The following is a 22,932-nucleotide window of genomic DNA, read 5'->3' on the forward strand; positions in this document are numbered from 1 at the left end:
CGCACAGCCCTAAAGCGTGCTAGCGTCGTCTTTAAATCAACAACATGGGCGCTGATCCGCCCGGAAGGGACGTATGTCTGACTCGACTGGCGGTATTTTCGATTTCCTCGGAATACTTGCCGTATTGCTGCTCGTCGCCGCCAACGGCTTTTTCGTTGCGGCGGAGTTTTCTCTGGTATCCGTCCGACGCAGCCGCGTGACAGAGCTTGTTGCCGAAGGGCGGATGAACGCCAAGGCGTTGCAGAAGGCGGTCGACAATCTCGACGCCAATCTGGCAGCCACACAGCTCGGCATCACCATTTCATCCCTGGCACTTGGCTGGGTCGGCGAGCCGGCCCTTGCCCATCTTCTGGAACCGCTGCTCGATTTCCTGCCCGGAGCATGGGCGGCGGCCGGTTCGCATGCGATTGCCGTCGCCATTTCCTTCATCATCATCACCGCGCTTCATATCGTCCTCGGCGAACTCGCGCCGAAGAGCCTGGCCCTGCAGCGCAGCGAAGGCACTGCGCTCGGCGTCGTCCGTCCGCTCGGACTGTTTCTTTTCCTTCTGCGCCCGGCGATCACTGTGCTCAATGGTCTTGGCAATCTGGTCCTACGTCTTGTCGGGCTGCGTCCCGGCACCGGTGAAGGCTCGTTGCACTCACCTTCCGAAATCAAGCTGTTGATCGCGGAAAGCCAGGAGGCGGGGCTGCTGGAGCAGGCGCAACAGGAACTCGTCGAGCGCGTTTTCAACATTGGCGACCGCGACGTTTCCGACATCATGACGCCGCGGCTCGAGGTCGAATGGATCGATGCCGAAGACCCGCCGGAGGAAATACAGAAGACCATTCGAGAAAGCCGCTTCGAACAGCTTCTTGTGGGTCGCGGCTCGATCGATGAGCCGATCGGCATGATCCTGAAGAAGGATTTGCTCGACCAGCTCTTGAACGGCGAGCCGCTGAACCCGATGGCCGTCATCCGCCAACCGCTTGTCGTCCATGAGTCCACGGCCGTGTTCAAGGTGCTTGAAAACTTCAAGCGCGCGCCCGTCCGCCTCGCCATGGTCATCGATGAGTATGGCAGCCTGGAAGGCATCGTCACGCAGACCGACCTCCTGGAAGCGATCGCCGGCGACCTGCCTGACATGGACAACGACACGCCCGATGTCGTCGAGCGCGCCGATGGTTCGCTGCTGATGGAAGGCATGATGCCGGTTTATGACGCCTTCGCGCGGCTGGGCCTGCGTTTCAGCGAGGAAGACGTCAATTTCCATACGCTGGCGGGCTTTGCACTTTACCAGCTCGGCCATCTGCCCGAAGTGGGCGAAAGCTTCTCCTTTGGCGGCTGGCATTTCGAGATCGTCGATCTCGACGGCATGCGCATCGACAAAATCCTGGCCCAGCGCGAGCCGCAGGCTTAGCCGTCAAGTCCGACCCGGAAGCGCCCGATTTCGATCAATTGATTGAAATCGGGAGCCGCCGGGTCATATTTATTGTGCAGTGCAACATTTTGCCATATTTGTCGATTTTCATTTGTGCTGCAGTGAATTAAGTTCAACCGGAGGAGTTGGACGGAGACGATGACGAATTGGGTCTACACATTCGGCGACGGTAAGGCCGAGGGGGGCGCCGGCGATTTTGAACGCCTCGGCGGCAAGGGCGCAAATCTTGCCGAAATGTGCAATCTCGGCCTGCCGGTTCCGCCGGGCCTGACGATCGTCAGCGATGTCTGCACCTTCTATTACAAGAATGGCCGGAAAATCCCCGAGGAGCTGAAGCCGCAGGTCATGCGAGGTCTGCAGCGGATGGAAGCCATCACCGGGCGCAAGTTCGGCGATACCGCTCGGCCGCTGCTGGTTTCCGTGCGTTCGGGCGGCCGCGCCTCGATGCCGGGCATGATGGACACTGTCCTCAATCTCGGCCTCAACGACGCAACTGTGCAGGCGCTCGGCCACGATGCCGGCGACGCACGATTTGCCTGGGACAGCTACCGCCGTTTCATCCAGATGTATGCCGATGTCGTCATGGGCCTCGACAACGAAGTCTTCGAAGAGATCCTGGAAGATGAGAAGGCCCGGTTCGGTCATGAGTTCGACACCGATCTGACTGCGGTCGAGTGGCAGCACGTCGTCTCGATCTACAAGACTGTCATCGAGGAGGAGTTGGGCGAAGCTTTCCCGCAGGAGCCGGAGGTTCAGCTCTGGGGTGCCGTCGGTGCCGTCTTTGCAAGCTGGATGAATGCGCGCGCCGTCACCTACCGCAATTTGCACAATATTCCCGAGGCCTGGGGCACTGCCGTCAATATTCAGGCGATGGTATTCGGCAATCTCGGCAATTCGTCCGCGACAGGCGTTGCTTTCACCCGCAATCCGTCGACCGGCGAGAAGGAGCTTTACGGCGAATTCCTCGTCAATGCGCAAGGCGAGGATGTCGTTGCCGGCATCCGCACGCCGCAAAGCATCACCGAAGTCGCTCGCATCGCCTCCGGCTATGACAAGCCGTCGATGGAAAAATTGATGCCGGAAGCCTTTGCCGAGTTTCGCGGCATCTGTGCGCAGCTCGAAGCGCATTACCGCGATGTGCAGGATCTGGAATTCACCATCGAGCGCGGCAAGCTCTGGATGCTGCAGACCCGCAACGCCAAGCGAACCACCAAGGCGGCAATGAAGATCGCCGTCGACATGGTCGACGAGGGCCTGATTACCGAGGACGAAGCTGTCTCCCGCATCGAACCGTCGACGCTGGACCAGCTGCTGCATCCGACGATCGACCCGCGCGCCCGCCGCGAACTTATCGGCTCCGGCCTGCCCGCATCGCCTGGTGCTGCAACCGGCGAGATTGTCTTCACCGCGGAAGAGGCGATCATTGCCGAGGAGGAAGGCCGTAAGGCGATCCTCGTGCGGATCGAGACGAGCCCGGAAGACATTCACGGCATGCACGCCGCCGAAGCGATCCTCACCACGCGCGGCGGGATGACCAGTCACGCGGCCGTGGTCGCTCGCGGCATGGGCATTCCCTGCGTCGTCGGCGCCGGCACCATGCGCATCGACATGCGCAACGAGAAGCTGATCGGTATCGGCGTCACCTTGAAGAAGGGCGACATCGTCACGATCGACGGTTCGGCCGGCCAGGTGCTGAAGGGCGAGGTGCCGATGATCCAGCCGGAGCTGTCAGGGGATTTCGGGCGCATCATGGCCTGGGCCGACCGTTCCCGGCGCATGACGGTACGCACCAACGCCGACACACCCGCCGATGCGCGTGCGGCCCGCTCCTTCGGCGCCGAGGGCATCGGCCTTTGCCGCACAGAGCATATGTTCTTCGAAGGCGACCGCATCCATGTGATGCGCGAGATGATCCTTGCCGAAGACGAGGAGGGGCGCCGTACCGCCCTTGCCAAGCTCATGCCGATGCAGCGGCTCGATTTCACCGGCCTCTTCACCATCATGCACGGCCTGCCGGTGACGATCCGCCTGCTCGATCCGCCGCTGCACGAATTCCTGCCGAAGACGGATGAGGAAATCGCCGAAGTTGCCGGGATCATGGGCATGGAACCTGCGGCACTCCGCCAGCGGGTCGATGCGCTGCACGAGTTCAACCCCATGCTTGGCCATCGCGGCTGTCGTCTGGCGATTTCCTATCCGGAAATCGTCGAGATGCAGGCCCGCGCGATCTTCGAGGCGGCTGTCCTTGCCGCACGCGAGACGGGAGCGGCGGTCGTGCCTGAAATCATGGTGCCGCTCGTCGGCCTGCGCTCGGAGCTGGATTACGTCAAGGCCCGCATCGACGAGGTGGCGCGCGCCGTGATGACCGAAGCGAAGATGAAGATCGACTATCTCGTTGGCACGATGATCGAGCTGCCGCGCGCCGCATTGCGTGCCCATATCATCGCGGAGGCCGCCGAATTCTTCTCCTTCGGCACGAACGATCTGACGCAGACGACGTTCGGCATGTCGCGCGATGACGCAGCCGCCTTCATCCCGACATACCAGCGCAAGGGCATCATCGAGCACGATCCTTTCATATCGCTCGATTTCGACGGGGTCGGCGAGCTCATCCGCATCGCGTCGGAGCGTGGCCGCCGCACGCGCAATGACATGAAGCTCGGGATCTGCGGCGAGCATGGCGGCGATCCCGCCTCGATCCATTTCTGCGAGGATATCGGGCTGGACTATGTGTCCTGTTCCCCCTTCCGCGTGCCGATTGCGCGGCTTGCCGCAGCGCAGGCGGCGATCAAGGGGCGAGCCTGATTCTCTAAAACTGAAATATGCCGGTCAGCGGCGCCAGTAGCCGCGATGATAGTAATATCCCGGGCCACCAACGACGACGGTCGGACCCCAGAAGAAATCATCGTTGCTTTCCATGAAAGCCCGCTGGTCCGCGCGCCGGCTAAGGTCCTGGTTCATGAGGCAATTGGCGAAGTTCTGGGTGCCTGGCCTAAAACCATAGCCGCTGCATCTGGCCTCGTCGGCCGCGCGTATTTCCTCGGCCGTCTGGCAGGAGGAGAGCACAAGCGTAATAGCGAGAAGAGATAGGGCGGAAGCAGCGATACGCATGACTTGGTGTCCTGATGCAGGTGTGCAGGCACGAATTATAGCGCCGCGCGTGATGGCGCGAAAGGCGTATTACCGCCGCAGGTCTGGTAGCTTACGCTGCTTCCTTGGGCTTGGCCGGCAGCCTCTGCAAGAGATCGACGAAGGCATCGGCGAACCGCAACAGGTGCTCGGTCTCTTCATCCGGCTGCAGCAAACGGATTTCCGCGCCGTCTTCGTCCAGTGCGGCAAAGAGCGTGCGCATCGTCGCATCGCTCTCGGGAATCCGGATGACGGCCAGTCTGCGGCAATCGGAGATCAGTCCCGCCGCAGGGAGATCGAAGAGGAAGTCGCCGTGCACCGCCGAAGCGGCATGCCGCACGGCCTCGCAAAAGCCCGGTTCCCCACCGGAAAAACCTTCGAGCGAAAGCTCCAGCTCCAGGAGCTCCAACGGCAGAATAGGGTCGACCGTGTCGGCTCCGGCAATCGCCGCGCCCGGCAGTGCCTTGGCAGCGACGTCTTGAGAAAGCATCGGTTCCATCTCATCAAGTCCTTTCAAAGCCTCGATAAAACGCTAAAGAATGGCCTTTTTTAGGAATTTAAGCAAGCGCTCACGTTTTTGGTCTAAAGCATGGCGCGCAAAAGTGCGTAGCGGTTTTGCGATAACGTCATGCGGAGAAACGAGGGCCTGAAGCGCGGGGAGCGAATCTCAGAGATCGCGACGCGCTTTAGGCGTTACTGGTTTGAGCGTTGAGAGAACATTGCGTGTTGGTGCCGTGACATTCGATTTATTTTCGTCGTTTCTTGATCTAAACATAAATCGTATTCTGGGATTCGGTGCATCCGGCTTCCGATCCGACGCGCCGACGAGCCCTTGATGACCATTCGCTTCGACCGTCCCGTTTCACATGCCGCCCGCGCCGCGCGTCTGATCGCTTCGTTTGCACTGGTGCTCTGCGGAGTGACGCTGATCGGCCACCGCTTTGCGCCGCTGGAAACGCCTTATTTTGTGCTGCTGCTCTTGATTTCCGCTGGCTGCGCCATCCTGGCGGTGCTGCTTGCGCTGGTCGGCCTTGCTCAGCTTTGGCAGAGTGCCGCGATCGGTGGCGTCTCCGCCGTCAAGGCGCTCGTCTATGCCGCCCTGCCACTTGCCATTTTCGGCTTCGGTGCAGAGCGCTACTGGACCCGGCCGCATATTTACGAGATTTCGACCGATCTCAACGATCCGCCGGAATGGCTGGCAACACCTGATGCGCGGCAGCTGTGGCTACCGCCGCGCCATCTGGTGACACAGCAGGAACGCGAGGCGCAGTTCGATGCCTATCCCGCTTTGATCAGCCGCCGCTACGAGGGCGCTGCCGACCGTGTTCTGGAGGCGGTGCGCAAGGTCGCGCATGATTATCACATCACCATCGTCAAGGCCGAAGGCGCCGATGTCGCCGATCCGAACGGCAATGTGAGGCCGAAGCGGCGTGGACGCCCGCAGACCGTCAATCCGGCCCAGGATGACGCTGCCGGCGATGTGCCGGCCATCGTTCCCGTGCCGACGCCACGTCCCTTCCGTGACGGAGTGGCAGAGCTCATCCGCCAGAATACCGACGTCATTCTCCAGGGCGAAGTGCGAACTCGCATTTTTGGCCTGCCATGCGACATACTGATCCGTATTCGCGAGGAGGCGGAAACGACCCTGGTCGATATCCGTGTTGCCTCTCGCTATGGCCAGGATGATCTCGGAGTGAGCGCTGATATGGCGGATGGCTATCTGAAGGCGTTGGATGCGGAATTGCTCGGCATCGCCGGAAGCTGAGTTTTGCCACTCCTTCTCCCGGGGGAGAAGGGGATCTGCCGCAACCGCTTCATTTTATAGGCAATCGCCCAGCGGGGAGACTGCGCCCACCATTCAAATACCGACAATCCGCCAGACGCTGCCCCTCTTGCTCAGACCGGGCGATAGGCGCCCAGAAGCGCCGGCGGCCCATCGGTTTCCACCTGACCCTTCTCGACCAGATCCTCCAGATGCGCCAGCACCGAAAGTGCCGCCGCGCCATGCAGACGCGGGTCCGTGTCGCGATAGATGGCCTTCACCATATCCGGGATCAGCCGGTCGCCGGCCTTGATCCGCTCCAGCACGGCGCGCTCGCGCATGCGGCGGTGGGTTCTAAGGCCGCGCATGAAGGAGGCCGGCTCTTTCACCGGGCCGCCATGACCGGGCAGGAACAGCCGGTCATCGCGGGCAAGCAGCCGCTCCAGCGAGGCCATGTAATCCGCCATGGATCCGTCCGGCGGCGCGACGATCGACGTTGCCCAGGCCATGACATGATCGGCGGAGAAGACGATGCCCGTGCCCTCGAGCGCGAAGCAGGCGTGATTGGCGGTATGCCCCGGCGTCAGCAGCGCCGTCATCGCCCAACCGTCTCCGGAGACGCTTTGACCATCGGCAAGCGCGATATCCGGCTGGAACTCCATGTCGGAGCTTTCGGCAAAGGGATTGATCTCGCCCTGATAGAGCGGACGGGCGGCGCGATGCGGCCCTTCGCCGACGGTCAGCGCGCCCGTCGCTTCTTTCAATCGCTTCGCCAGCGGCGAGTGATCGCGATGGGTGTGGCTGACGAAGATGTGCGTGACCTCGCGCCCTTTGAGCGCCGCCATCAGGGCGGCGAAATGCGCCTCATTCTCCGGGCCGGGATCGATGACCGCGACGGAGGAGGCGCCGACGATATAGCTGTTGGTGCCATGAAAGGTGAAGGCGCTGGGATTGTTGACCGTCATCCGCTCGATGACTGGGGCGACCGGAACGGCGCGGCCATAGGCAGGGTCGAAGGCAAGGTCGAAGTCAGGCGTGCTCATGATTGCTTGTATTCGATTTCGATAAAGGACATCGGCTCGGAGCCGGCATTGACGACATTGTGCTCGACGCCGGCCTCGCGCCGATAGGCAGCGCCCTTGGCGATATCGACACGGCGGCTGCCGCCCGGCTCCTCCAGCAGAAACTGGCAATCCGTCATCGGCACCACGACATAGCCCAGGCCATGGACATGATGCCCGGTATCGGCGCCCGGCTCGAAATCCCAGCGCGTGATGCGGCAGACGGCATCATCGAGAAGCACGGTGGGCACGGCCGGCGGGCGGGCGCGAAACTGGCTCATCGGACCTCCTGATTTCGAATGCGATGCAGCAAGATCTATCACAGCGGCCTCGGAAGCACACAGAAATATGCTTACGCGCATATTTAGTCATTGTAGCGCGATGCGACCTTTGCTAATCAGACGCCGATTTGGCTGATAATGCAGCCATTTCCTCAGTTGGGGCGTCGCCAAGCGGTAAGGCACCGGTTTTTGGTACCGGCATTCCCAGGTTCGAATCCTGGCGCCCCAGCCACAATTCCTGATCTTGCTATCTTCCGCTCCAGCACGTTGTCATCCCCCACACCAGAACGGAAAAGGCCCGCCGAAGCGGGCCTCGTTGTCTAGAGTATCTTCGCCAGAAAGCTCTTCGTTCGATCCATCTTTGGATTTGAGAAGAGCTCCTGGGGAGCGCCTTCTTCGAGGATCTGGCCGTGATCCATGAAGATCACGCGGTGGCCCACTTCGCGGGCGAAGCCCATTTCGTGGGTGACGACGACCATCGTCATGCCCTCATGCGCCAGATTGTTCATGACCTGCAGCACTTCGCCGACCATTTCCGGGTCGAGTGCCGAGGTCGGCTCGTCGAAGAGCATGACGTCAGGGTTCATCGCCAGCGCGCGCGCGATGGCGACACGCTGCTGCTGGCCACCGGAAAGCTCGTCCGGATAGTTCGCTTCCTTGCCGCTGAGCCCAACTTTCGCCAGCAATTCGCGCGCCACGCGGTCAGCCTCTTCCGGTGCGATCTTCTTGACCTTGCGCGGCCCGATCGTGATGTTCTCCAGGATCGTCAGATGCTTGAAGAGGTTGAACTGCTGGAAGACCATGCCGACATGCTGGCGCAGCTTGTGGATATTTGTCTTCGGATCGGTCAGCATCATCCCGGCGATCTCGATGTCGCCGCTGGTCGGCGTTTCCAGCCCGTTCAGGCAGCGCAGGAAGGTGCTCTTGCCGCTGCCGGAGGGGCCGATGACGACGACGACTTCATTATTTTCCACATGCGTGGAGATGCCTTTGAGGATCTCGTGATGCCCGAAGGACTTGTGAAGCTCTTTAACGCTTATCAACTTGAAGCCTCCTCTCAATGTAGGATGAGAACTTCGACAGGGAGAAAATCATCACGAAATAAAGTGCCGCGACGAAGCCCCATATCGTGAAGGACGCGAAGGTTTCGGAGATGACGATCTCGCCCTTGTAGACCAGCTCGGCAATGCCGACCGGCGCCAGCAGCGAGGTGTCCTTGATCGTCTGCGCCGCCTGGTTGACCAAGGGCGGGATCATCCGCTTGAAGGCCTGCGGCAGAACGATATAGCGCATCGTCTGGAAGCCGGTCATCGCGATGCTCGCCGCCGCTTCCTTCTGCCCCCGGTCGACACCGAGAATGCCGGCTCGGACGATCTCGGTGACGTAGGCGCCTTCGTTCAGGCTGAGGGTGAAGGCGGCTGCGAGAATGGGATAGGTGAGCTGTCCGAACCAGGCATTGACCGGCAGGATTGCCGGCAGGCCGAGCACGATGAAGAAGAGTTGGACCAGCAGCGGGGTCGAGCGGAAAATCTCGACATAGGCTGTGGCGATCCATCTCAGCGGTGCGACCTTCGAAAGACGCATGAGCGCCGCAACCAGGCCGATGATGACCATCAGGATGATAGCGACGATCGAGTATTCGATGGTCAGGAGCAAACCGCTTAAGATGACAGGTAGATTTTGCCAAATGGCGTCCATGAATCGCGCCCTGTTTCTTTGTTTTATGGAGGATGAGCAAGGCGCGCGGCACTCAACTTGTGTCGCGCGCGGCCCATGGATCAATCGTAGGACTTTCGGGAAGTCGAAATATCCTCGGCTCTATCTCGCCGACGGATATTACTCCGAAAGCGCGACTTTCGCCGGGTCAAGGGCCTCGTTGACCTCGCCGCTGGTATCACCGCCAAAATACTTGACGAAAAGCTGGTGGTACTCGCCGCTCTTGCGGATCTTGTCCAGGCCGTCATTGATCTTGGCGACGAGCTCAGGCTTCGTCTTGCTCAGCGCAATACCGTAATATTCGCCTGTGAGCAGCGGTCCGACGGTCTGCACGCCGTCGCTGTGCTTGGCCTTGAAGTCGATGTTGACGGGGTTGTCGAAGATGACCGCATCCGCACCGCCAGTCATAAGCGCCTGATAGGCTGCGTCGATGTTCTGGAACTGCTTGATGTAATCGGTCGAGAAGCCGTGGCCGGTGAGATAGTCGACCGAGGACGTCGCCTTCTTGGTCGCGACGACATGACCCTTGAGATCGTCGAAGCTTTTGATGTTCGAGTCTTTCTTCACCAGAACCGACAGGCCGGACTTATAGTAGGCATTGCTGAAATTGGCGTTCTGCAGACGGCTGGACTTGATCGTGATGCCCGCGACCGCGGCATCGATCGAGCCGGCCTGCAAGCTTGGAATGAGACCGTTGAACGGCAGGGTCTTCAACGTGACCGTCAGGTTCTCGGCCTTGGCGATCGCATTGATCATGTCAATGTCGAATCCCGTAACCGTGCCGTCCTTCTCGCTCTCAAAGGGCGGAAAAGTCGTATCGGCACCGACGACGATGCTGGTCGCGTCCTGGGCGGCGGCAGTCGAGGTTGTGCAAATGGTGGTTGTAAGGCCGGCGGCCAAGGCGGCGACCAAAGCGATGAATGTTTTATTTTTCAAGGGGGCTCTCCTTTTAGCGGGAGATCATGCGCCTGGGTTGCCGCAATGAGTTTCACGGCGTGTAAGCTTAGATTGCAAGCATCTCCCGCGGACCATATTCAACGACAATCTTTCCGGGTCAAGGGTCGAGCGGAAACATTTTTGAAGATCCTAAAGTGTTCATGTTTCGCCTGAATCGAGGGTTCGCTTGTGAGGCACAATGTTCATGCTGCAGGTTTGGCGACGCTCGACATGGATGATGGCGCCTTGCTCGAACGATTGGAAGAGAGCCCACTATCCGTGCCGTGATGATGGATGAGAGCAGCCCATCGACGGCGGCCATTTCAATTCTTCGTGAAACCGTTGCGCGAGATTGGCCGCGCCGCCATTCGCTCCACCCTTAAAGCTTGTTTGACCTTTTTCCTGCACTCTGGTCGCCATCTTCTCGATGCGGGCGATCATGAACCAGAAACCCCAGGAACTGCTGCTTTCCATCGTTGCCCCCTGCCATAATGAGGAGGAGGGACTTAGCGAATTTTGCCGGCGGGCGGAGGCAACGGCGAGGGGCATCGCTGGCGAAGCCTTCGAGATCGTCCTGGTGGATGATGGCTCCACCGACGGTACCTGGGAGGTCATAGCCGCGCTTGCGGCGGAAGTGCCACAGGTACTCGGCGTGCGCCTCATGCGCAATCATGGCCATCAGCTTGCCGCCACCGCCGGTCTTGCCGCCTCGCGCGGCGAGCGCGTGCTGTTGATCGATGCCGATCTTCAGGATCCGCCGGAACTGTTGCTCATGATGATGCCGATCATGGATCGCGGTGCGGATGTCGTCTACGGCCAGCGTGTGCGCCGGCAGGGGGAAAGCTGGTTCAAGCTCGCCTCCGCCTCTCTCTTCTATCGGCTGCTGTCGCGGCTCGCCTCGGTGGCGATCCCGCGCGATGTCGGCGATTTCAGGCTGATGCGCCGCCGCGTCGTCGATATCCTGCTGGCAATGCCCGAGCGCGATCGCTTCATTCGCGGCATGGTGAGCTGGATCGGCGGGAAGCAGGTGGCGTTGCCCTACGAGCGCGACGCACGCTTTGCCGGCGCCACCAAATATCCGCTGCGCAAGATGATCAATTTTGCGATCGACGCCATCACCAGCTTTTCAACCGTGCCGCTGCGCATCAGCACCTGGCTTGGCCTTGCCAGTGCCGGCTGTGCGGCCTTGCTGCTGCTCTATACGCTCGCTCGCTGGTTTGCGGGTGAAACGATCGTCGGCTGGTCCAGCATCATGGCCGCCATCACCGCTTTCAGCGCCATCCAGCTCATTTGCATCGGCATTATCGGCGAATATGTCGGCCGCCTGGTGCAGGAGAACAAGCGGCGGCCGATGTTCATGATCGAAAGCCTGTTGCAGGGTGGCCGGTCGCTCCATATTCCCAGCGGCTTTTCCGATATGGACGCAGAAGATAAGCGCCGCACGCTCGATGACGCCCTGCATGATCTCGGCGAAGGTGCTGATAGCGCGGGGCAGATGAGGGCGGCCTGCTGATGCCGCAAGGTTCCGCGACTTCACCGTCGACCGAGGGCGTCGTCGTTTCCGATATTGTTCCCGCGCACGATGCGGTTGAGGCGAATGCCGCCATCGTCAGGCAGAGGCCGGGCATCGCGATCGCTGCCTTTCTGATCCTGGTCGCCGTTTTCGTCACCGTCTTCAAGTTTCCGCCGATCCTCGACTATCCCAACCATTATGCGCGCATGTGGCTGCTCGCCGGCGGTATCAACACGCCGCCGTTTCATGAGATCTATGCGATCGACTGGAACAGGACGTTCACCAATGTCGGCATCGATCTCGCCGCATACTGGCTGGGGCCGCTGATCGGCGTTTCGCTGCTGGCGCGCAGCTTTCTTTTCCTGGCGATCGTTCTGCCGCCTCTCGGGGCGATCGCCCTGCACCGGCGCCTGCATGGCGGCGGCTATTACTGGCAGATCGGCATATTGTATTTCGCCTGGTGCGCGACGCTGATCGGCGGCTTCATCAATTTTCAGATCGGGCTCGGCTTGGCGCTGTTCTTCGCGACCGCTGACCACGCTCTGCAGTCCCGCAATCCGGCTGCTTTGTTCGGCTGGCGTCTGCTGTCGGGTCTGCTGCTCACGGTCATGCATCTCTTTTCGCTCGGCTTCTACATGGCACTCGTCTGCGGCCTCGAATTCTCGCCGACGACGGCGGCGTTGAAGTCACCTCGCGATTTCCTGCGCTTGTGCGGCAGGCTTCTGCTTGCGATGCTGGCCTGCGCCCTGCCGGCGATCTGCCTTTTCCTCTATCAGCCTGTCTTGCCCGATGGAGGCGGCAGTCTGGATGCATCCTGGAACGATTCCATCGTGCTGTTGCTGGCCAATCTGATATCGGCATTCTGGAGCTACGCGCTGCCGGTGGATATGCTGTTTCTGGTTCCGTTGATATTCGTCTGCATTTATGCGGTGTTTACGCGTCGTCTGAGCGCGCATGCCGGCATGGCGGTGACGGCGGCCGGGCTGCTGCTTCTGTCCTGCATCGTGCCGCGTCATATGCTTGGGACGGGCTGGATCAGCTGGCGCTTTCCGATCATGATGGCGCTGGCCGCCATGGTGATGATCTGTCCGTTGCCCCGCATGCCACGCCGCCAGGCTTTTCTGGTCATGCTCGCGCTCTCGGCGGCCGTCTTGGGCAGAACGGCATGGATCGGTGTCAATTGGTGGCAGGGGCAGGCGGATGCCGCTGACGTCAGCACGGTCCTGGCGACAGTGCCCGAAGGTGCTGCCGTCCTGCCGGTCATGCGGCAGCAGAACGAACGCGGCATCGCGGATCATCGCTACTTCGCCTGGAACCAGGACACGTTCCGGCATTTGCCCGCGCTTGCGGTCCCTTACGCCCATGCCTTCGTGCCGACGATCTTCACCGCCAGGGGTAAGCAGCCGCTGACCGTGTTGCCGCCCTGGAGCGATGTCGCCGTGCCGGAGGGCAATCTGTTCTCCATTAGCCTGCTGGATTGCCCTAACGAGATTTCGGCCTTCAGTGGCATTGCGCCTTATCTCAAGGATTGGCGGCATCGCTTCGACTTCGTCCTGCTCGTCAATGCCGATGTCGAGGACCGTTTCGGTGGCGTGGTTCCGCAAGGCGTGAAACTTGCCGCCGAAACGTCCTTTGCCAAGCTCTATGCCATCGACAAGGCCTTCGTACCCGCTGCCGGTATGTCGCCGCCGAAAAGCTGCGCCGAACTCGCCGCTGCAGCCGGCTAGAGCAATTCTAGGGGTGCGCAGCGGTTTTCCATACGGAATTACGTGAAAACAAAGAGCCGGAGCGGTTCGGAGATTCCATGAAAAGCTGAACCGCTCTGATGTCCGCAAACGCAACAGGCGGCCTTTGCCGACCGCCCGCTGGCATTGTTTCGTGATGAAGCTTTGCTATCAGCTCGCCTTTTCCGGCGGTGCCAGAAGCTCGGCGCAATAGGACGGGCCGTTGACACCAGGCTGGTCGCCAAGGATTTTAACCGAGCGGATCTCATAGCTCTGGTTGGTGACGATGTCGGCCTTGCAGCTGAGGGAGCGCTTGCCGCTCTTCTTGCCGTCCTTGGTGACGACGGTGACGTTCTTGTAGCCGCCGCGCCAAGTATAGACGCGATTGCCGCTTTCGTCGCGGTCGGAGATCGGCGGGCCGTAAGCCGCGAAGAAGCGGCCTGCAGACTGGCCCTGCCAGCGATCCTGAACGGGGTTCTTCGCAAGCAGCGGAAGAGCTGCCGTCGTTGTTGTCGTCGTGGTGCTGCAACCGGCCAGCGCCAGCAACAGTCCAGCCGCGGTGATCATGCGGATATTCATCGTGTCGTCCTTGAGCTTCTGTCACGCATAAGGTTGCGGAAAAGCCGCGCTGTCCCACGACGTTTCCACCTGTCCCGCATAGGGCTTTAGCGCCAAAGCCGGCAAAAGAAAATTCCCATCCGCGTGTACAAACGGGATTTTACTTGATCTGTTGCGTCTTTTGCACGCCGGCATTTTCGGCTGCGGTTTCCTGCCGATTTTCTAGGCAGATGCGGTTGTAATCTTTTCGTCAAAAATCAGATGCTTTTTTTGAATTTGGTGCTTGTGCATCAAAAATGGCTGGTCTATAGAAGCGCCGCTGGTCACGGAGTGTAGCGCAGTCTGGTAGCGCACCACGTTCGGGACGTGGGGGTCGAGTGTTCGAATCACTCCACTCCGACCAGCTTAAAATACTGATCTTGTTCCCGAAAAATCTCCCATTTAAGAATGCTGTCTGCTTGCCTTGCGCAAGGCCCGACGGTGTTACGCCAATGCCTGATGGCGGCTTTCGATCAGGCTGTCTCGCTCCGCCGAGGCCGGGCGTATGAGGCTTTGCCGCAATCCTTCTGGTGCCGGCTGCCTATTCCCCACTCCATCGGCTAACATCCAAACCGCGCCTTAGATATGCTTTTACAAAACCGGCTCTTTTTGTCGCCCGAAGCACCATATACAAGGAAGAGGGACGTGCATCCGACTCATGGAAGAGTTGGGCTGGCAGGCGCTGGAGCGGAGTAACGGAATGGATCTTGTTGACGGGGTGGCCAGATTGGCTGGGGAGACGATCATGAGGCGGCGGCGTAGCGGCGCTTTGCGCGGTCACGCCGTCGAGAAGAGATTGGGGATCGCGACCGGCTTTGGCATGCTGGCGTTGAGCGCCGCATTTCTTCTGGGTTCCAGCAGCAATGCCCTGCGTGCCGCCGATTGCGGCAATGTCGCCGGACCCGGGCTCGACTGGAGCGGCTGCAGCAAGACCAATATCATGCTGCAGAGCAGCGACCTCCACGGCGCCAATCTGGCCGGCGCGCATTTTGACAGCACCGATCTCAGCGACACCAATCTGACCTCCGCCAATTTCGAGAAAGCGACTCTGGTGCGTGCCTGGCTGAAGAATGCCAAGGCCGACGGCGCCAACTTCGCAAAGATCGAGGCATACCGCTCCGATTTCAGCAATGCCTCCGCCAATGGCGTATCCTTCGCCAATGCCGAATTGCAGCGCGCCGAATTTGCCGGCGCACAGCTGAAGAACGCCGATTTTCAGAAGGCGGAGCTCGGCCGCGCCGATTTCGACAAGGCCGTGCTGACGGGCGCGAATTTCTCCTTCGCCAATCTCTCGCGCGCCACGTTAAATGGTGCGGTGATGGACGGGTCGACTTCATTCAGCGGCGCATTCATGTATCTGACGCGCATCGAGGGCCTTGATCTGTCGAAGGCAAGCGGTCTGCAGCAGGCGCAGATCAACCTCGCCTGCGGGGATAACACCACCATATTGCCCTCCTGGTTGAAGGCGCCGTCCAGCTGGCCTTGTCCGCCCGACGACAAGGACTGACAGTCTCTTCGAGACAGGAACTTCGAAAGAGTAAGCCCATGTTCGTAGAAAAAGCGATCCGACACGACAGCAAGCCCGAATTCTATCGCGAGCTGGCGGGTCAGCTGAAGGCCCTGCTTGATGGCGAGCACGATCCGATTGCCAACGCCGCCAATACCTCGGCGCTGATCTTCCAGATGCTGCCGGATCTCAACTGGGCGGGCTTCTATTTCCTGCGGCAGGAAAATGAGCTCGTGCTCGGGCCGTTCCAGGGCAAGCCGGCCTGCGTGCGCATCGCCGTTGGCCGCGGCGTTTGTGGGACGGCGGTCGAAAGAGCGCAATCGGTCCTTGTCGAGGATGTGCATGCCTTTCCCGGACACATAGCCTGCGATGCCGCCTCGCGATCGGAGTTGGTGGTGCCGCTCTTTCGCGATGGAAAGGTCTTAGGCGTCATCGATCTCGACAGCCCGCTTCCGGGCCGTTTCGATTGTGACGATCAAGCTGGCATCGAGGCACTCGCCGCGATTTATGCCGCCTTGAGCGAGACGAATGTCTAAGGTGCGGGAAGGGCGGGGCGTCACGCAGTCGTGATCGATATGGCAAATCGATCGCGTGATACCTATATTGGCCCTGCAACCACTCCCTTAGCGCTGCTCGAGCTTCATTCGGCCTTCTCGAGTCCTCATCGAGGACGTGAGGCCCAGCTCGGAATGCATGCCGAGGGGCAAGGAGAACAACAATGGGCAAATACAGCAAGACGGCAGAGGCAGTAGCCAAGCTTACCCCTGAGCAGTATCGCGTGACGCAGCAGAGCGGCACGGAACGTCCTGGCTCCGGCGAATATCTCTATAACAAGCAGTCGGGCATTTACGTCGATATCGTCTCGGGCGAGCCGCTTTTTGCCTCCGCCGACAAATTCGATTCCGGCTGCGGCTGGCCGAGTTTTACCAAGCCGATCGAGCCCGCCAACGTCAGCGAATTGACCGACATGTCGCACGGCATGGTGCGCGTCGAAGTACGTTCGGCCAATGGCGACAGCCATCTCGGCCATGTGTTTCCAGATGGCCCGATCGATCGCGGCGGCCTGCGTTATTGCATCAATTCCGCCTCGCTTCGCTTCGTGCCGCGTGACCGCATGGAGGCAGAGGGCTATGGTGCCTATATCGATCAAGTGGAGGATGTAAGATGACAACGGAGCGTACAGTTCTCGCCGGTGGTTGCTTCTGGGGCATGCAGGATCTCATCCGCCGTTACAGCGGCGTCATCTCGACGCGCGTCGGCTACAGCGGCGGCGATGTCCCCAACGCCACCTACCGCAATCACGGCACCCATGCCGAGGCGATCGAGATCATCTTCGATCCGCAGAAGATCAGCTATCGCGATCTGCTGGAGTTTTTCTTCCAGATCCATGATCCGAGCACGCGCAATCGCCAGGGTAACGATGTCGGCATGAGCTACCGCTCGGCGATCTTTTACACCAGCGAAGAGCAGAAGCAGGTCGCCTTGGATACGATCGCCGATGTCGACGCTTCCGGCCTGTGGCCCGGCAAGGTCGTCACCGAGGTCGCGCCGGTCGGCGATTTCTGGCAAGCAGAGCCGGAGCACCAGGATTATCTGGAGCGCTACCCGAACGGCTATACCTGCCACTTCGTCCGGCCGGGCTGGAAGCTGCCGCGCCGGCAGGCCGACGCAGCGCAGCGCGCGGTCTCCTGATGGAAGGATCGGCCGGCACTGGCCGGCTGAACCGCTTCCTCGGCACATGGGAGGTGAAGCGGCGGATCATCGATCGTTTCAACCGGTCCCTGGTCACATTCGAAGGACAGGCGTTCGTGACGCCTGCCCAGTTCGAGGAGCATGGCGATACGCGCAGCGAATACGCCACGCTGAGAAGCAGCCGTACCTACCGGCTCGATGATGCGGACGACGATCTCGTCGTGCGTTTCCCCAATCTTTCGGAATTCATTCGCATCGGTAAGGGCGCCTCGCAGCATGTCACCCATCATTGCGGCCCCGATCTCTACCGGGGCCGTCTGTTCTTTCGCACGTCCGATGCCTGGGCCGAGATGTGGCATGTACGCGGACCCAGAAAAAACTATCTGAGCCTCGCGCACTACCGACGTCTTTGAATCGAATTAGCGCGCCCGTCGCCGTGCCTGCACGGCCTTTGCCAGATCTTCCAGCGTGCGTACCGAGGTCGGCCAGTCGATGCAGCCGTCCGTGATGCTTTGGCCGTAAACCAAAGGCTTGCCCGGCACGAGATCCTGGCGACCGGCGACGAGATTGCTCTCCATCATCATGCCCTTGATCCGCCGATCGCCGGCTGCGACCTGCTCCGCGACCGATGTGACGACGAGCGGCTGGTTTTCAGGATTCTTGCTGCTGTTGGCGTGGCTGGCATCGATGATGATGCGCGGTTCGAGCCCGACCTTGAGGGACTGTTCCGCCGTCGACTGCACGCTGGCAGCATCATAATTGGGCTCTTTGCCGCCGCGCAGGATGATGTGGCAATCCTCGTTGCCGCGGGTCGACGCGATCGCGGCAAGACCTTCCTTGGTCACGGCCGGGAAGTGATGCGGTTGCGATGCGGCGATGATGGCGTCGAGCGCGATGCGCACATCCCCATTCGTGCCGTTCTTGAAGCCGACGGGGCAGGAGAGGCCGGATGCCAGCTGACGATGCACCTGGCTTTCGGTCGTCCTCGCGCCGATTGCACCCCAGCTCACCAGATCCGAAATATATTGCGGCGTGATCGTATCGAGATATTCGCAGCCTGCCGGCAGGCCGATCTCGTTGACATCGAACAACAGCTTGCGGGCGATGCGCAGCCCTTCCTCGATGCGGTAGCTGCCGTCGAGATGCGGATCGTTGATCAGGCCCTTCCAGCCGACGGTCGTGCGCGGCTTCTCGAAATAGACCCGCATGATGATTTCGAGATCGCCGGCGAGGCGGTCCCGCTGCTTCCTAAGCAGCGCAGCATATTCGTGGGCGGCAGCTGGATCGTGGATGGAGCAGGGGCCGATCACGACGACCAGTCGGTCGTCTTCGTCATGCAGGATGTTGTGAACGGCATTGCGCGCCTGGGTGACGGTGGCCGTCACCGCCTCGTCGCGGGGGATTTCATCAATGATCCGAGAGGGCGGCGTCAGCGCCGTGATCTCGACAATGCGCAAGTCATCAGTGGAATTCAACACGGTATCAGTTCCTTTTGGGGTCATACCGTGGCGACAAAAAAGCCGCCAGGTAGAACTAGCGGCTGTTCGGGTCTTTGCTGTCGTGTCTCTTTTAACTACGCACAGGCCCGCCTCCGCTGAGAGCAGCGGTACGAATAAAATCGTGCGGAATATGCGTGAGCGAAAGACATGGGCTGTCTCTACGATAAAAAATGCGCGGTGTCGATGAGGAAGATTGGGATTTCGGACGGCAGGCTGCAGAAGCGTCATTTGCCAGCCAAACTGTCTGCCGGGCGCCTACGTCCGTTGTTCCTATGTCCTCCGAGTCGATTTTGAACCGGCCCTCAGAAAATGACTAACCCCTGTCTCGGAAGGACCGGCCCGACTTCGCTGGAAGTCAGGCCGATCCCCATCCGATCAGGGGTCAAGTCAGATCAGATCTCGTAAACGAGCTATTAGAAGCTGCGCTGGAAGCGGAGAATGCCAGCCCACTGGTCCTGATTGATGGAGTCCCAGTTGGTGTAGGAAACTTCCGGCGTGATCTGCAGGTTCTTGACCGGGTTCCACTTGACGTTCGCGGTAGCGGCGAAGATCTTCGAGTCGGTGTAGGCAACCTGAGCGTTAGCCTGCAGCTTTTCGTTGATCGGAACGGTGACGCCGCCCCAAACAGCCCAGTCGCCCCAGCCGATACCCTTGGCAGGGCCGGCGCCATTGGCGTTTGCGTACTTGTTCAGCTTGTCGCCATCGGTGTTCCAGCCGCCCATCAAGAAGGCCTTGAAGACGCCGAAGTCGGCATCGACGCGAGCCTTGATGGCGCCTTCTTCGACGATGGAGTCATAACCACCGACGATCTTGAAGCCGAAGTTGCCAGCCTTGTAGCCAGCACCAGCAACGACGTCGGGCAGGTAGTGGTTGGTGCTGTCTTCGCCGTTGGCACCCTTGGCGCCCGAACCGGAGTTGCTGTCTTCAACCGAGACCACAGCCGTGAAGCCGTTGCCGGCATCGTAGTTGTAGGTCAACTGGTTGAGTTCGTACGGGCCGTCATTGACCACGTCGTCGTTCATGACGCCGCCGGCGTAACCGATGTACGAGTTGTACTGGGAGTCAGCCTTACCGACGAGGAAGCCGCCGAGGCTGATGTTTGCGAACAGCAGCTTCGTGGTGGTCGCGCCGCCATCCTGCCAGTCGAAGCGGATGACCGTGTTGGTCTTCAGCGGACCGTATTCGGTGTCGGTCGCGGTGTCGACGCTCAGATGAGCACGCGTGTGCCAGAGAGTGCCATTGTGGCTGTCCGGGTTGTAGGCATCGTACCACTTGCCTTCGGTACGGACATAACCGCCGATCTTGAGGCAGGTTTCGCTGCCCGGAATGAAGAAGTAGCCAGCGCCATATGCGTCGCAAATGCGAACGTACTCAAGCGGTTCCGGCTCGGCAGCAACGATAGCGTCGGCTGCGTGAGCGCCAGAAACTGCTGCCAGGGCAGCAGCGGAGCCGAGAAGAAGGCTCTTGATGTTCATAAATACTCCAATCCAATATAGATTGGGCATAGGCAATCGCGCCGAAAAATCGACGTGCCTTACCCTATCCCTGTTTAAAACCCCGACTCGGGAGAAACGGGCCCCACCCGCTTCTGGTCCTTATTAGAGACGAATTCCTGCAAAGTTATATGATATATTTTTCTCGGGATGACTTTTTCGTGAAATTTAAGTTCAAGTTGCAAGAAAGCAACATTCACAAACAAAATGCTAAGTGCTGCATAATATTGGCTACGTAATAGTCATTTTGGAGTAGAATAGCAGGGTTTATTGTATTCGAATATTATTTGATAATATTGTTGCGGCGCTCTGCCAAAAGCAATTGCCCATTTGATGGTTACACCACGTCATCGCCCTCTCGCAGTAGCCGAGGGGTGTCTATGCAAGCCATCGCTGGCTCTTCCGGTAGAGGTTAGTATGAGGCCGGTCGCTTCGAGGCTGAAACGATGAGTTTGCTCAATATAGAGCCGATCATGATGCCCCAGAGCCCGCTGGCCATGCCGACGATGATGTCGAGCGGTGAACCATAATTGCCACTTGCCAGCAGGTGCGAAACGGAAAGCGCCAACACGCTGCCAATCATCAGGAGGCAAGTGAAGGACGGAGACTGCGGGTAGGCGAGGCGGGCAAGCATGCCTGCTACGCAGAGCGCAACGGCGCGAAAGATATCGAACGGATTGCCGAATGTGGCCTGCCAATTGAGATGCGCAAGCGTTACGCCGATAAGCGCCGCAATATAGGTCCAGGCAATAATCTTCAAAAACCGGTCTGATATCATGGAGATATGATATAGCAGCGGCGAATACAAACGCCAGCCTGACGCCGCTGCGAAGATCGTTGGCGCACGGATCTAGCGCGCACATTTTATGTGGTTTCGAAATATTCTGTTGCGGCGCGGTAAGATTTTCGGCGGTGTTCGGCCTTCGATTCGCCTTCTTGCTATGCCGCGGGCAGCGGGCGGACTGGCCGCGTTACTTTCCGGCCAGTCATCAATGCTGCTTAAGCTTTCGATACGCGAAGCGCATCCTCATCATCGTCCAGTTGCTCCGCATCTTCTGCGGCGGCGGGCGATGATGAGCGGCCGAGGAAGGAAAAGACGACGACGGCCGTCAGGACCGTGATGGCGGTCAGAAGCCAGAGGAGCGCGCTGAAGGCGTTACCATAACCCTGAATGAGGGCGTCATGTCCGATCGCCGGCGCATTCGATACCGCGGCCGCCAGATTGCCTGTCACGAGCTGCTGCGCGGCCATCGCGGCGTGCTCGCCGGCGGATGCGCCGAGGTTCGACTGGATGAAGGCGGAGAGGATGGCACTGACGATGGCAAGCGCGACACCTTCGCCGGCGACGCGAGTGGTGCTGAAGATGCCGGTCGCCATGCCGGCCCGCTCCTTGGGGACGACACTGACGGCAAGCCCGTCCATCAGGCCCCAGGGCAAGCTGATGCCGACGCCAATCGTCAGCAGCGGACCGATGAGAGCGGATGGGGCCGAGCCGGTGGTAAAATGACTAAGCCAGAAAAGGCCCGTCGCCGAGATGATGAGGCCGGTGCCGCAGATCGTTGCGGGGCTGAACCAGCGGGTGAGGAGCCCCGCGACGATCGGCAGGATGAGCAGCGGCGCCGAAAGCGCGACCATCATCCGCCCGGCAGCGATCTCGCTCATGCCTTCGATGCCGACGAAACGCACGGGCAGCAGGATCAGCAAAACGACGAAGGCATAGGCGGGTGCTGCCGCCAGAAGCTGCACGCCGACGAAACGCGGATAGCGAAACAGGCCGAGATCCAGCATAGGTCGCTTCACGACACGCTCGATGATGCCGAAGGCGAAAAAGAACAGTGCGGCACCGACCAGCAGGGCGATGACGAGCGGGTCGCTCCAGCCGGTTTCCGGCGCGCGCAGCACGCCATAGGTGAAGAGCGTCAGGGCAAGCGTGAAGCTCAGTGCGCCCGGCCAATCCAACCCCGTCGCATCGGGATCTTTGGATTCACGCAGAAAACAGGCGCCGAGGCCAAGTGCGAGCAATGCCAGCGCAACCACGAGGATGAAGATGGACGGCCAGCCGAAGGCATCGATCATCAGCCCGGATGCGATCGGCCCGAGGGCGAGACCGACGCCGAAGCTGGAACCGACGATGCTAAAGGCACGCATCCGCGCCGAGCCGTCGAATTCCTGGGCAAGCGATGCCATGCCGCCGGAAAAAGCGGCGGCTGCGCCAAGGCCCTGCAGCGCGCGCAATATATCGAACCAGACGATGTTGTTGGCAACCGCCAATCCGGCCGAGAATAGCGCGAAGCAGCCGACGCCGGTCAGAAAGATGCGCCGCCGGCCAAAGCTGTCCGCCAGGGCGCCGGATGCCATCAGGCAACTGCCGAAGGTCAGCATGAAGGCGTTGGTGACCCAGTTGAGCGCGATCGGGCTGCCGCCGAGCGTGCGGCTGATGGCCGGCAAGGCAACGGCCGGGCCGGTGAATGTCAGCGGCATCGCCGCTGCAGCGCAGCAGACGGCGACGAGGACGAAGAATTTCTCGGTCGGACTTGCGACCTTTGTCTGGGGTGAGGTCATCGGATTACCGTTGAGTTCGAGCAAGGGGAAAGCGGCGGGC

23 protein-coding genes and 2 tRNA genes are annotated in these 22,932 nt (G+C 60.2%); 12 read left to right on the forward strand and 13 right to left on the reverse strand.

The genetic code is table 11. The annotated features are described in order from the left end of the window. The first annotated feature begins 73 nt into the window (after positions 1-73). Positions 74-1,399, forward strand: a complete 1,326-nt coding sequence (locus GA0061103_RS09045; RefSeq protein WP_092709850.1) for a hemolysin family protein — start codon at positions 74-76, stop codon at positions 1,397-1,399. A gap of 159 nt (positions 1,400-1,558) precedes the next feature. After that, positions 1,559-4,225: a pyruvate, phosphate dikinase gene (gene ppdK / locus GA0061103_RS09050; protein ID WP_092709853.1), complete on the forward strand. Its 2,667-nt coding sequence runs from the start codon at positions 1,559-1,561 to the stop codon at positions 4,223-4,225. Between the two features lie 24 nt (positions 4,226-4,249). Here the strand turns inward: ppdK and GA0061103_RS09055 are convergent, their stop codons facing one another. After that, a complete protein-coding gene (locus GA0061103_RS09055) occupies positions 4,250-4,531 on the reverse strand; it encodes a hypothetical protein (protein WP_092709856.1) in 282 nt (93 codons plus the stop codon). Between the two features lie 91 nt (positions 4,532-4,622). Next, positions 4,623-5,039 (reverse strand): hypothetical protein, encoded by a 417-nt coding sequence (locus GA0061103_RS09060; protein WP_092711204.1) that lies wholly within the window; start codon positions 5,037-5,039, stop codon positions 4,623-4,625. 345 nt (positions 5,040-5,384) lie between these two features. Between GA0061103_RS09060 and GA0061103_RS09065 the strand changes: the two genes are divergently transcribed. After that, positions 5,385-6,314, forward strand: coding sequence for a DUF1499 domain-containing protein (locus tag GA0061103_RS09065; RefSeq protein ID WP_092709859.1), 930 nt, complete (start codon positions 5,385-5,387; stop codon positions 6,312-6,314). Between the two features lie 131 nt (positions 6,315-6,445). Here GA0061103_RS09065 and GA0061103_RS09070 read toward each other — a convergent pair whose 3' ends face one another. After that, positions 6,446-7,354, reverse strand: coding sequence for an MBL fold metallo-hydrolase (locus GA0061103_RS09070; RefSeq protein WP_092709862.1), 909 nt, complete (start codon positions 7,352-7,354; stop codon positions 6,446-6,448). Then, positions 7,351-7,653, reverse strand: coding sequence for a cupin domain-containing protein (locus GA0061103_RS09075; protein ID WP_092709865.1), 303 nt, complete (start codon positions 7,651-7,653; stop codon positions 7,351-7,353). The genes GA0061103_RS09070 and GA0061103_RS09075 overlap by 4 nt, the downstream gene beginning before the upstream one ends. Before the next feature lie 157 nt (positions 7,654-7,810). On the opposite strand from GA0061103_RS09075, the gene GA0061103_RS09080 reads away from it, so the two are divergent. Beyond that, positions 7,811-7,885, forward strand: a tRNA-Gln gene (locus GA0061103_RS09080). Positions 7,886-7,973: 88 nt separating this feature from the next. Here the strand turns inward: GA0061103_RS09080 and GA0061103_RS09085 are convergent. From GA0061103_RS09085 to GA0061103_RS35000, 4 genes are all read right to left on the reverse strand, one after another. After that, positions 7,974-8,696 (reverse strand): amino acid ABC transporter ATP-binding protein, encoded by a 723-nt coding sequence (locus GA0061103_RS09085; RefSeq protein ID WP_092709868.1) that lies wholly within the window; start codon positions 8,694-8,696, stop codon positions 7,974-7,976. Further along, on the reverse strand, positions 8,683-9,351 hold the full coding sequence (locus GA0061103_RS09090; RefSeq protein ID WP_092709871.1) for an amino acid ABC transporter permease: 669 nt from the start codon (positions 9,349-9,351) through the stop codon (positions 8,683-8,685). The genes GA0061103_RS09085 and GA0061103_RS09090 overlap by 14 nt, the downstream gene beginning before the upstream one ends. 138 nt (positions 9,352-9,489) lie before the next feature. Continuing rightward, positions 9,490-10,305 (reverse strand): transporter substrate-binding domain-containing protein, encoded by an 816-nt coding sequence (locus GA0061103_RS09095; protein ID WP_092709873.1) that lies wholly within the window; start codon positions 10,303-10,305, stop codon positions 9,490-9,492. A gap of 273 nt (positions 10,306-10,578) precedes the next feature. Further along, the gene (locus GA0061103_RS35000) at positions 10,579-10,746 is read right to left on the reverse strand and encodes a hypothetical protein (RefSeq protein ID WP_167376557.1); all 168 of its coding nucleotides are present in this window, start codon (positions 10,744-10,746) and stop codon (positions 10,579-10,581) included. On the opposite strand from GA0061103_RS35000, the gene GA0061103_RS09100 reads away from it, so the two are divergent. Next, complete coding sequence (locus GA0061103_RS09100; RefSeq protein WP_092709876.1) at positions 10,745-11,818, forward strand: glycosyltransferase family 2 protein; 1,074 nt, start codon at positions 10,745-10,747, stop codon at positions 11,816-11,818. The genes GA0061103_RS35000 and GA0061103_RS09100 overlap by 2 nt on opposite strands. Next, a complete protein-coding gene (locus GA0061103_RS09105; RefSeq protein ID WP_245304712.1) occupies positions 11,818-13,545 on the forward strand; it encodes a hypothetical protein in 1,728 nt (575 codons plus the stop codon). The genes GA0061103_RS09100 and GA0061103_RS09105 overlap by 1 nt, the downstream gene beginning before the upstream one ends. A 168-nt stretch (positions 13,546-13,713) precedes the next feature. On the opposite strand, the gene GA0061103_RS09110 is transcribed toward GA0061103_RS09105, so the two are convergent. Further along, the gene (locus GA0061103_RS09110; protein ID WP_092709879.1) at positions 13,714-14,121 is read right to left on the reverse strand and encodes a hypothetical protein; all 408 of its coding nucleotides are present in this window, start codon (positions 14,119-14,121) and stop codon (positions 13,714-13,716) included. A 305-nt stretch (positions 14,122-14,426) separates the two neighbouring features. On the opposite strand from GA0061103_RS09110, the gene GA0061103_RS09115 reads away from it, so the two are divergent. The 6 genes from GA0061103_RS09115 to GA0061103_RS09140 all read left to right on the forward strand — a co-directional run bounded on the left by GA0061103_RS09115 (position 14,427) and on the right by GA0061103_RS09140 (position 17,751). Next, positions 14,427-14,503, forward strand: a tRNA-Pro gene (locus GA0061103_RS09115). 456 nt (positions 14,504-14,959) lie between these two features. Continuing rightward, positions 14,960-15,646: a pentapeptide repeat-containing protein gene (locus GA0061103_RS09120; protein ID WP_245304733.1), complete on the forward strand. Its 687-nt coding sequence runs from the start codon at positions 14,960-14,962 to the stop codon at positions 15,644-15,646. 38 nt (positions 15,647-15,684) lie between these two features. After that, positions 15,685-16,182, forward strand: a complete 498-nt coding sequence (locus GA0061103_RS09125; protein ID WP_092709882.1) for a GAF domain-containing protein — start codon at positions 15,685-15,687, stop codon at positions 16,180-16,182. Positions 16,183-16,364: 182 nt separating this feature from the next. Then, complete coding sequence (gene msrB, locus GA0061103_RS09130) at positions 16,365-16,814, forward strand: peptide-methionine (R)-S-oxide reductase MsrB (RefSeq protein ID WP_092709885.1); 450 nt, start codon at positions 16,365-16,367, stop codon at positions 16,812-16,814. Then, entirely contained in the window at positions 16,811-17,338 is a 528-nt protein-coding gene (gene msrA / locus GA0061103_RS09135) for a peptide-methionine (S)-S-oxide reductase MsrA (RefSeq protein ID WP_092709888.1), read from the forward strand. Before msrB ends, msrA begins: the two co-directional genes overlap by 4 nt. Next, positions 17,338-17,751, forward strand: coding sequence for a DUF6314 family protein (locus GA0061103_RS09140; protein ID WP_092709891.1), 414 nt, complete (start codon positions 17,338-17,340; stop codon positions 17,749-17,751). Before msrA ends, GA0061103_RS09140 begins: the two co-directional genes overlap by 1 nt. A 6-nt stretch (positions 17,752-17,757) precedes the next feature. Here GA0061103_RS09140 and GA0061103_RS09145 read toward each other — a convergent pair whose 3' ends face one another. From GA0061103_RS09145 to GA0061103_RS09160, 4 genes are all read right to left on the reverse strand, one after another. Further along, positions 17,758-18,816, reverse strand: a complete 1,059-nt coding sequence (locus GA0061103_RS09145) for a 3-deoxy-7-phosphoheptulonate synthase (RefSeq protein WP_092709894.1) — start codon at positions 18,814-18,816, stop codon at positions 17,758-17,760. A 434-nt stretch (positions 18,817-19,250) separates the two neighbouring features. Beyond that, positions 19,251-20,312: a porin gene (locus tag GA0061103_RS09150; protein WP_092709896.1), complete on the reverse strand. Its 1,062-nt coding sequence runs from the start codon at positions 20,310-20,312 to the stop codon at positions 19,251-19,253. Positions 20,313-20,742: 430 nt separating this feature from the next. Continuing rightward, entirely contained in the window at positions 20,743-21,090 is a 348-nt protein-coding gene (locus tag GA0061103_RS09155) for a hypothetical protein (RefSeq protein ID WP_092711208.1), read from the reverse strand. Positions 21,091-21,329: 239 nt separating this feature from the next. Further along, positions 21,330-22,892 carry an MFS transporter gene (locus GA0061103_RS09160; RefSeq protein ID WP_092709899.1) on the reverse strand — a complete coding sequence of 521 codons (1,563 nt, stop codon included), beginning with the start codon at positions 22,890-22,892 and terminating at the stop codon, positions 21,330-21,332. Positions 22,893-22,932 lie beyond the last annotated feature (40 nt).

This window comes from Martinezella multihospitum (assembly GCF_900094585.1).
Lineage (GTDB): Bacteria > Pseudomonadota > Alphaproteobacteria > Rhizobiales > Rhizobiaceae > Rhizobium > Rhizobium multihospitium.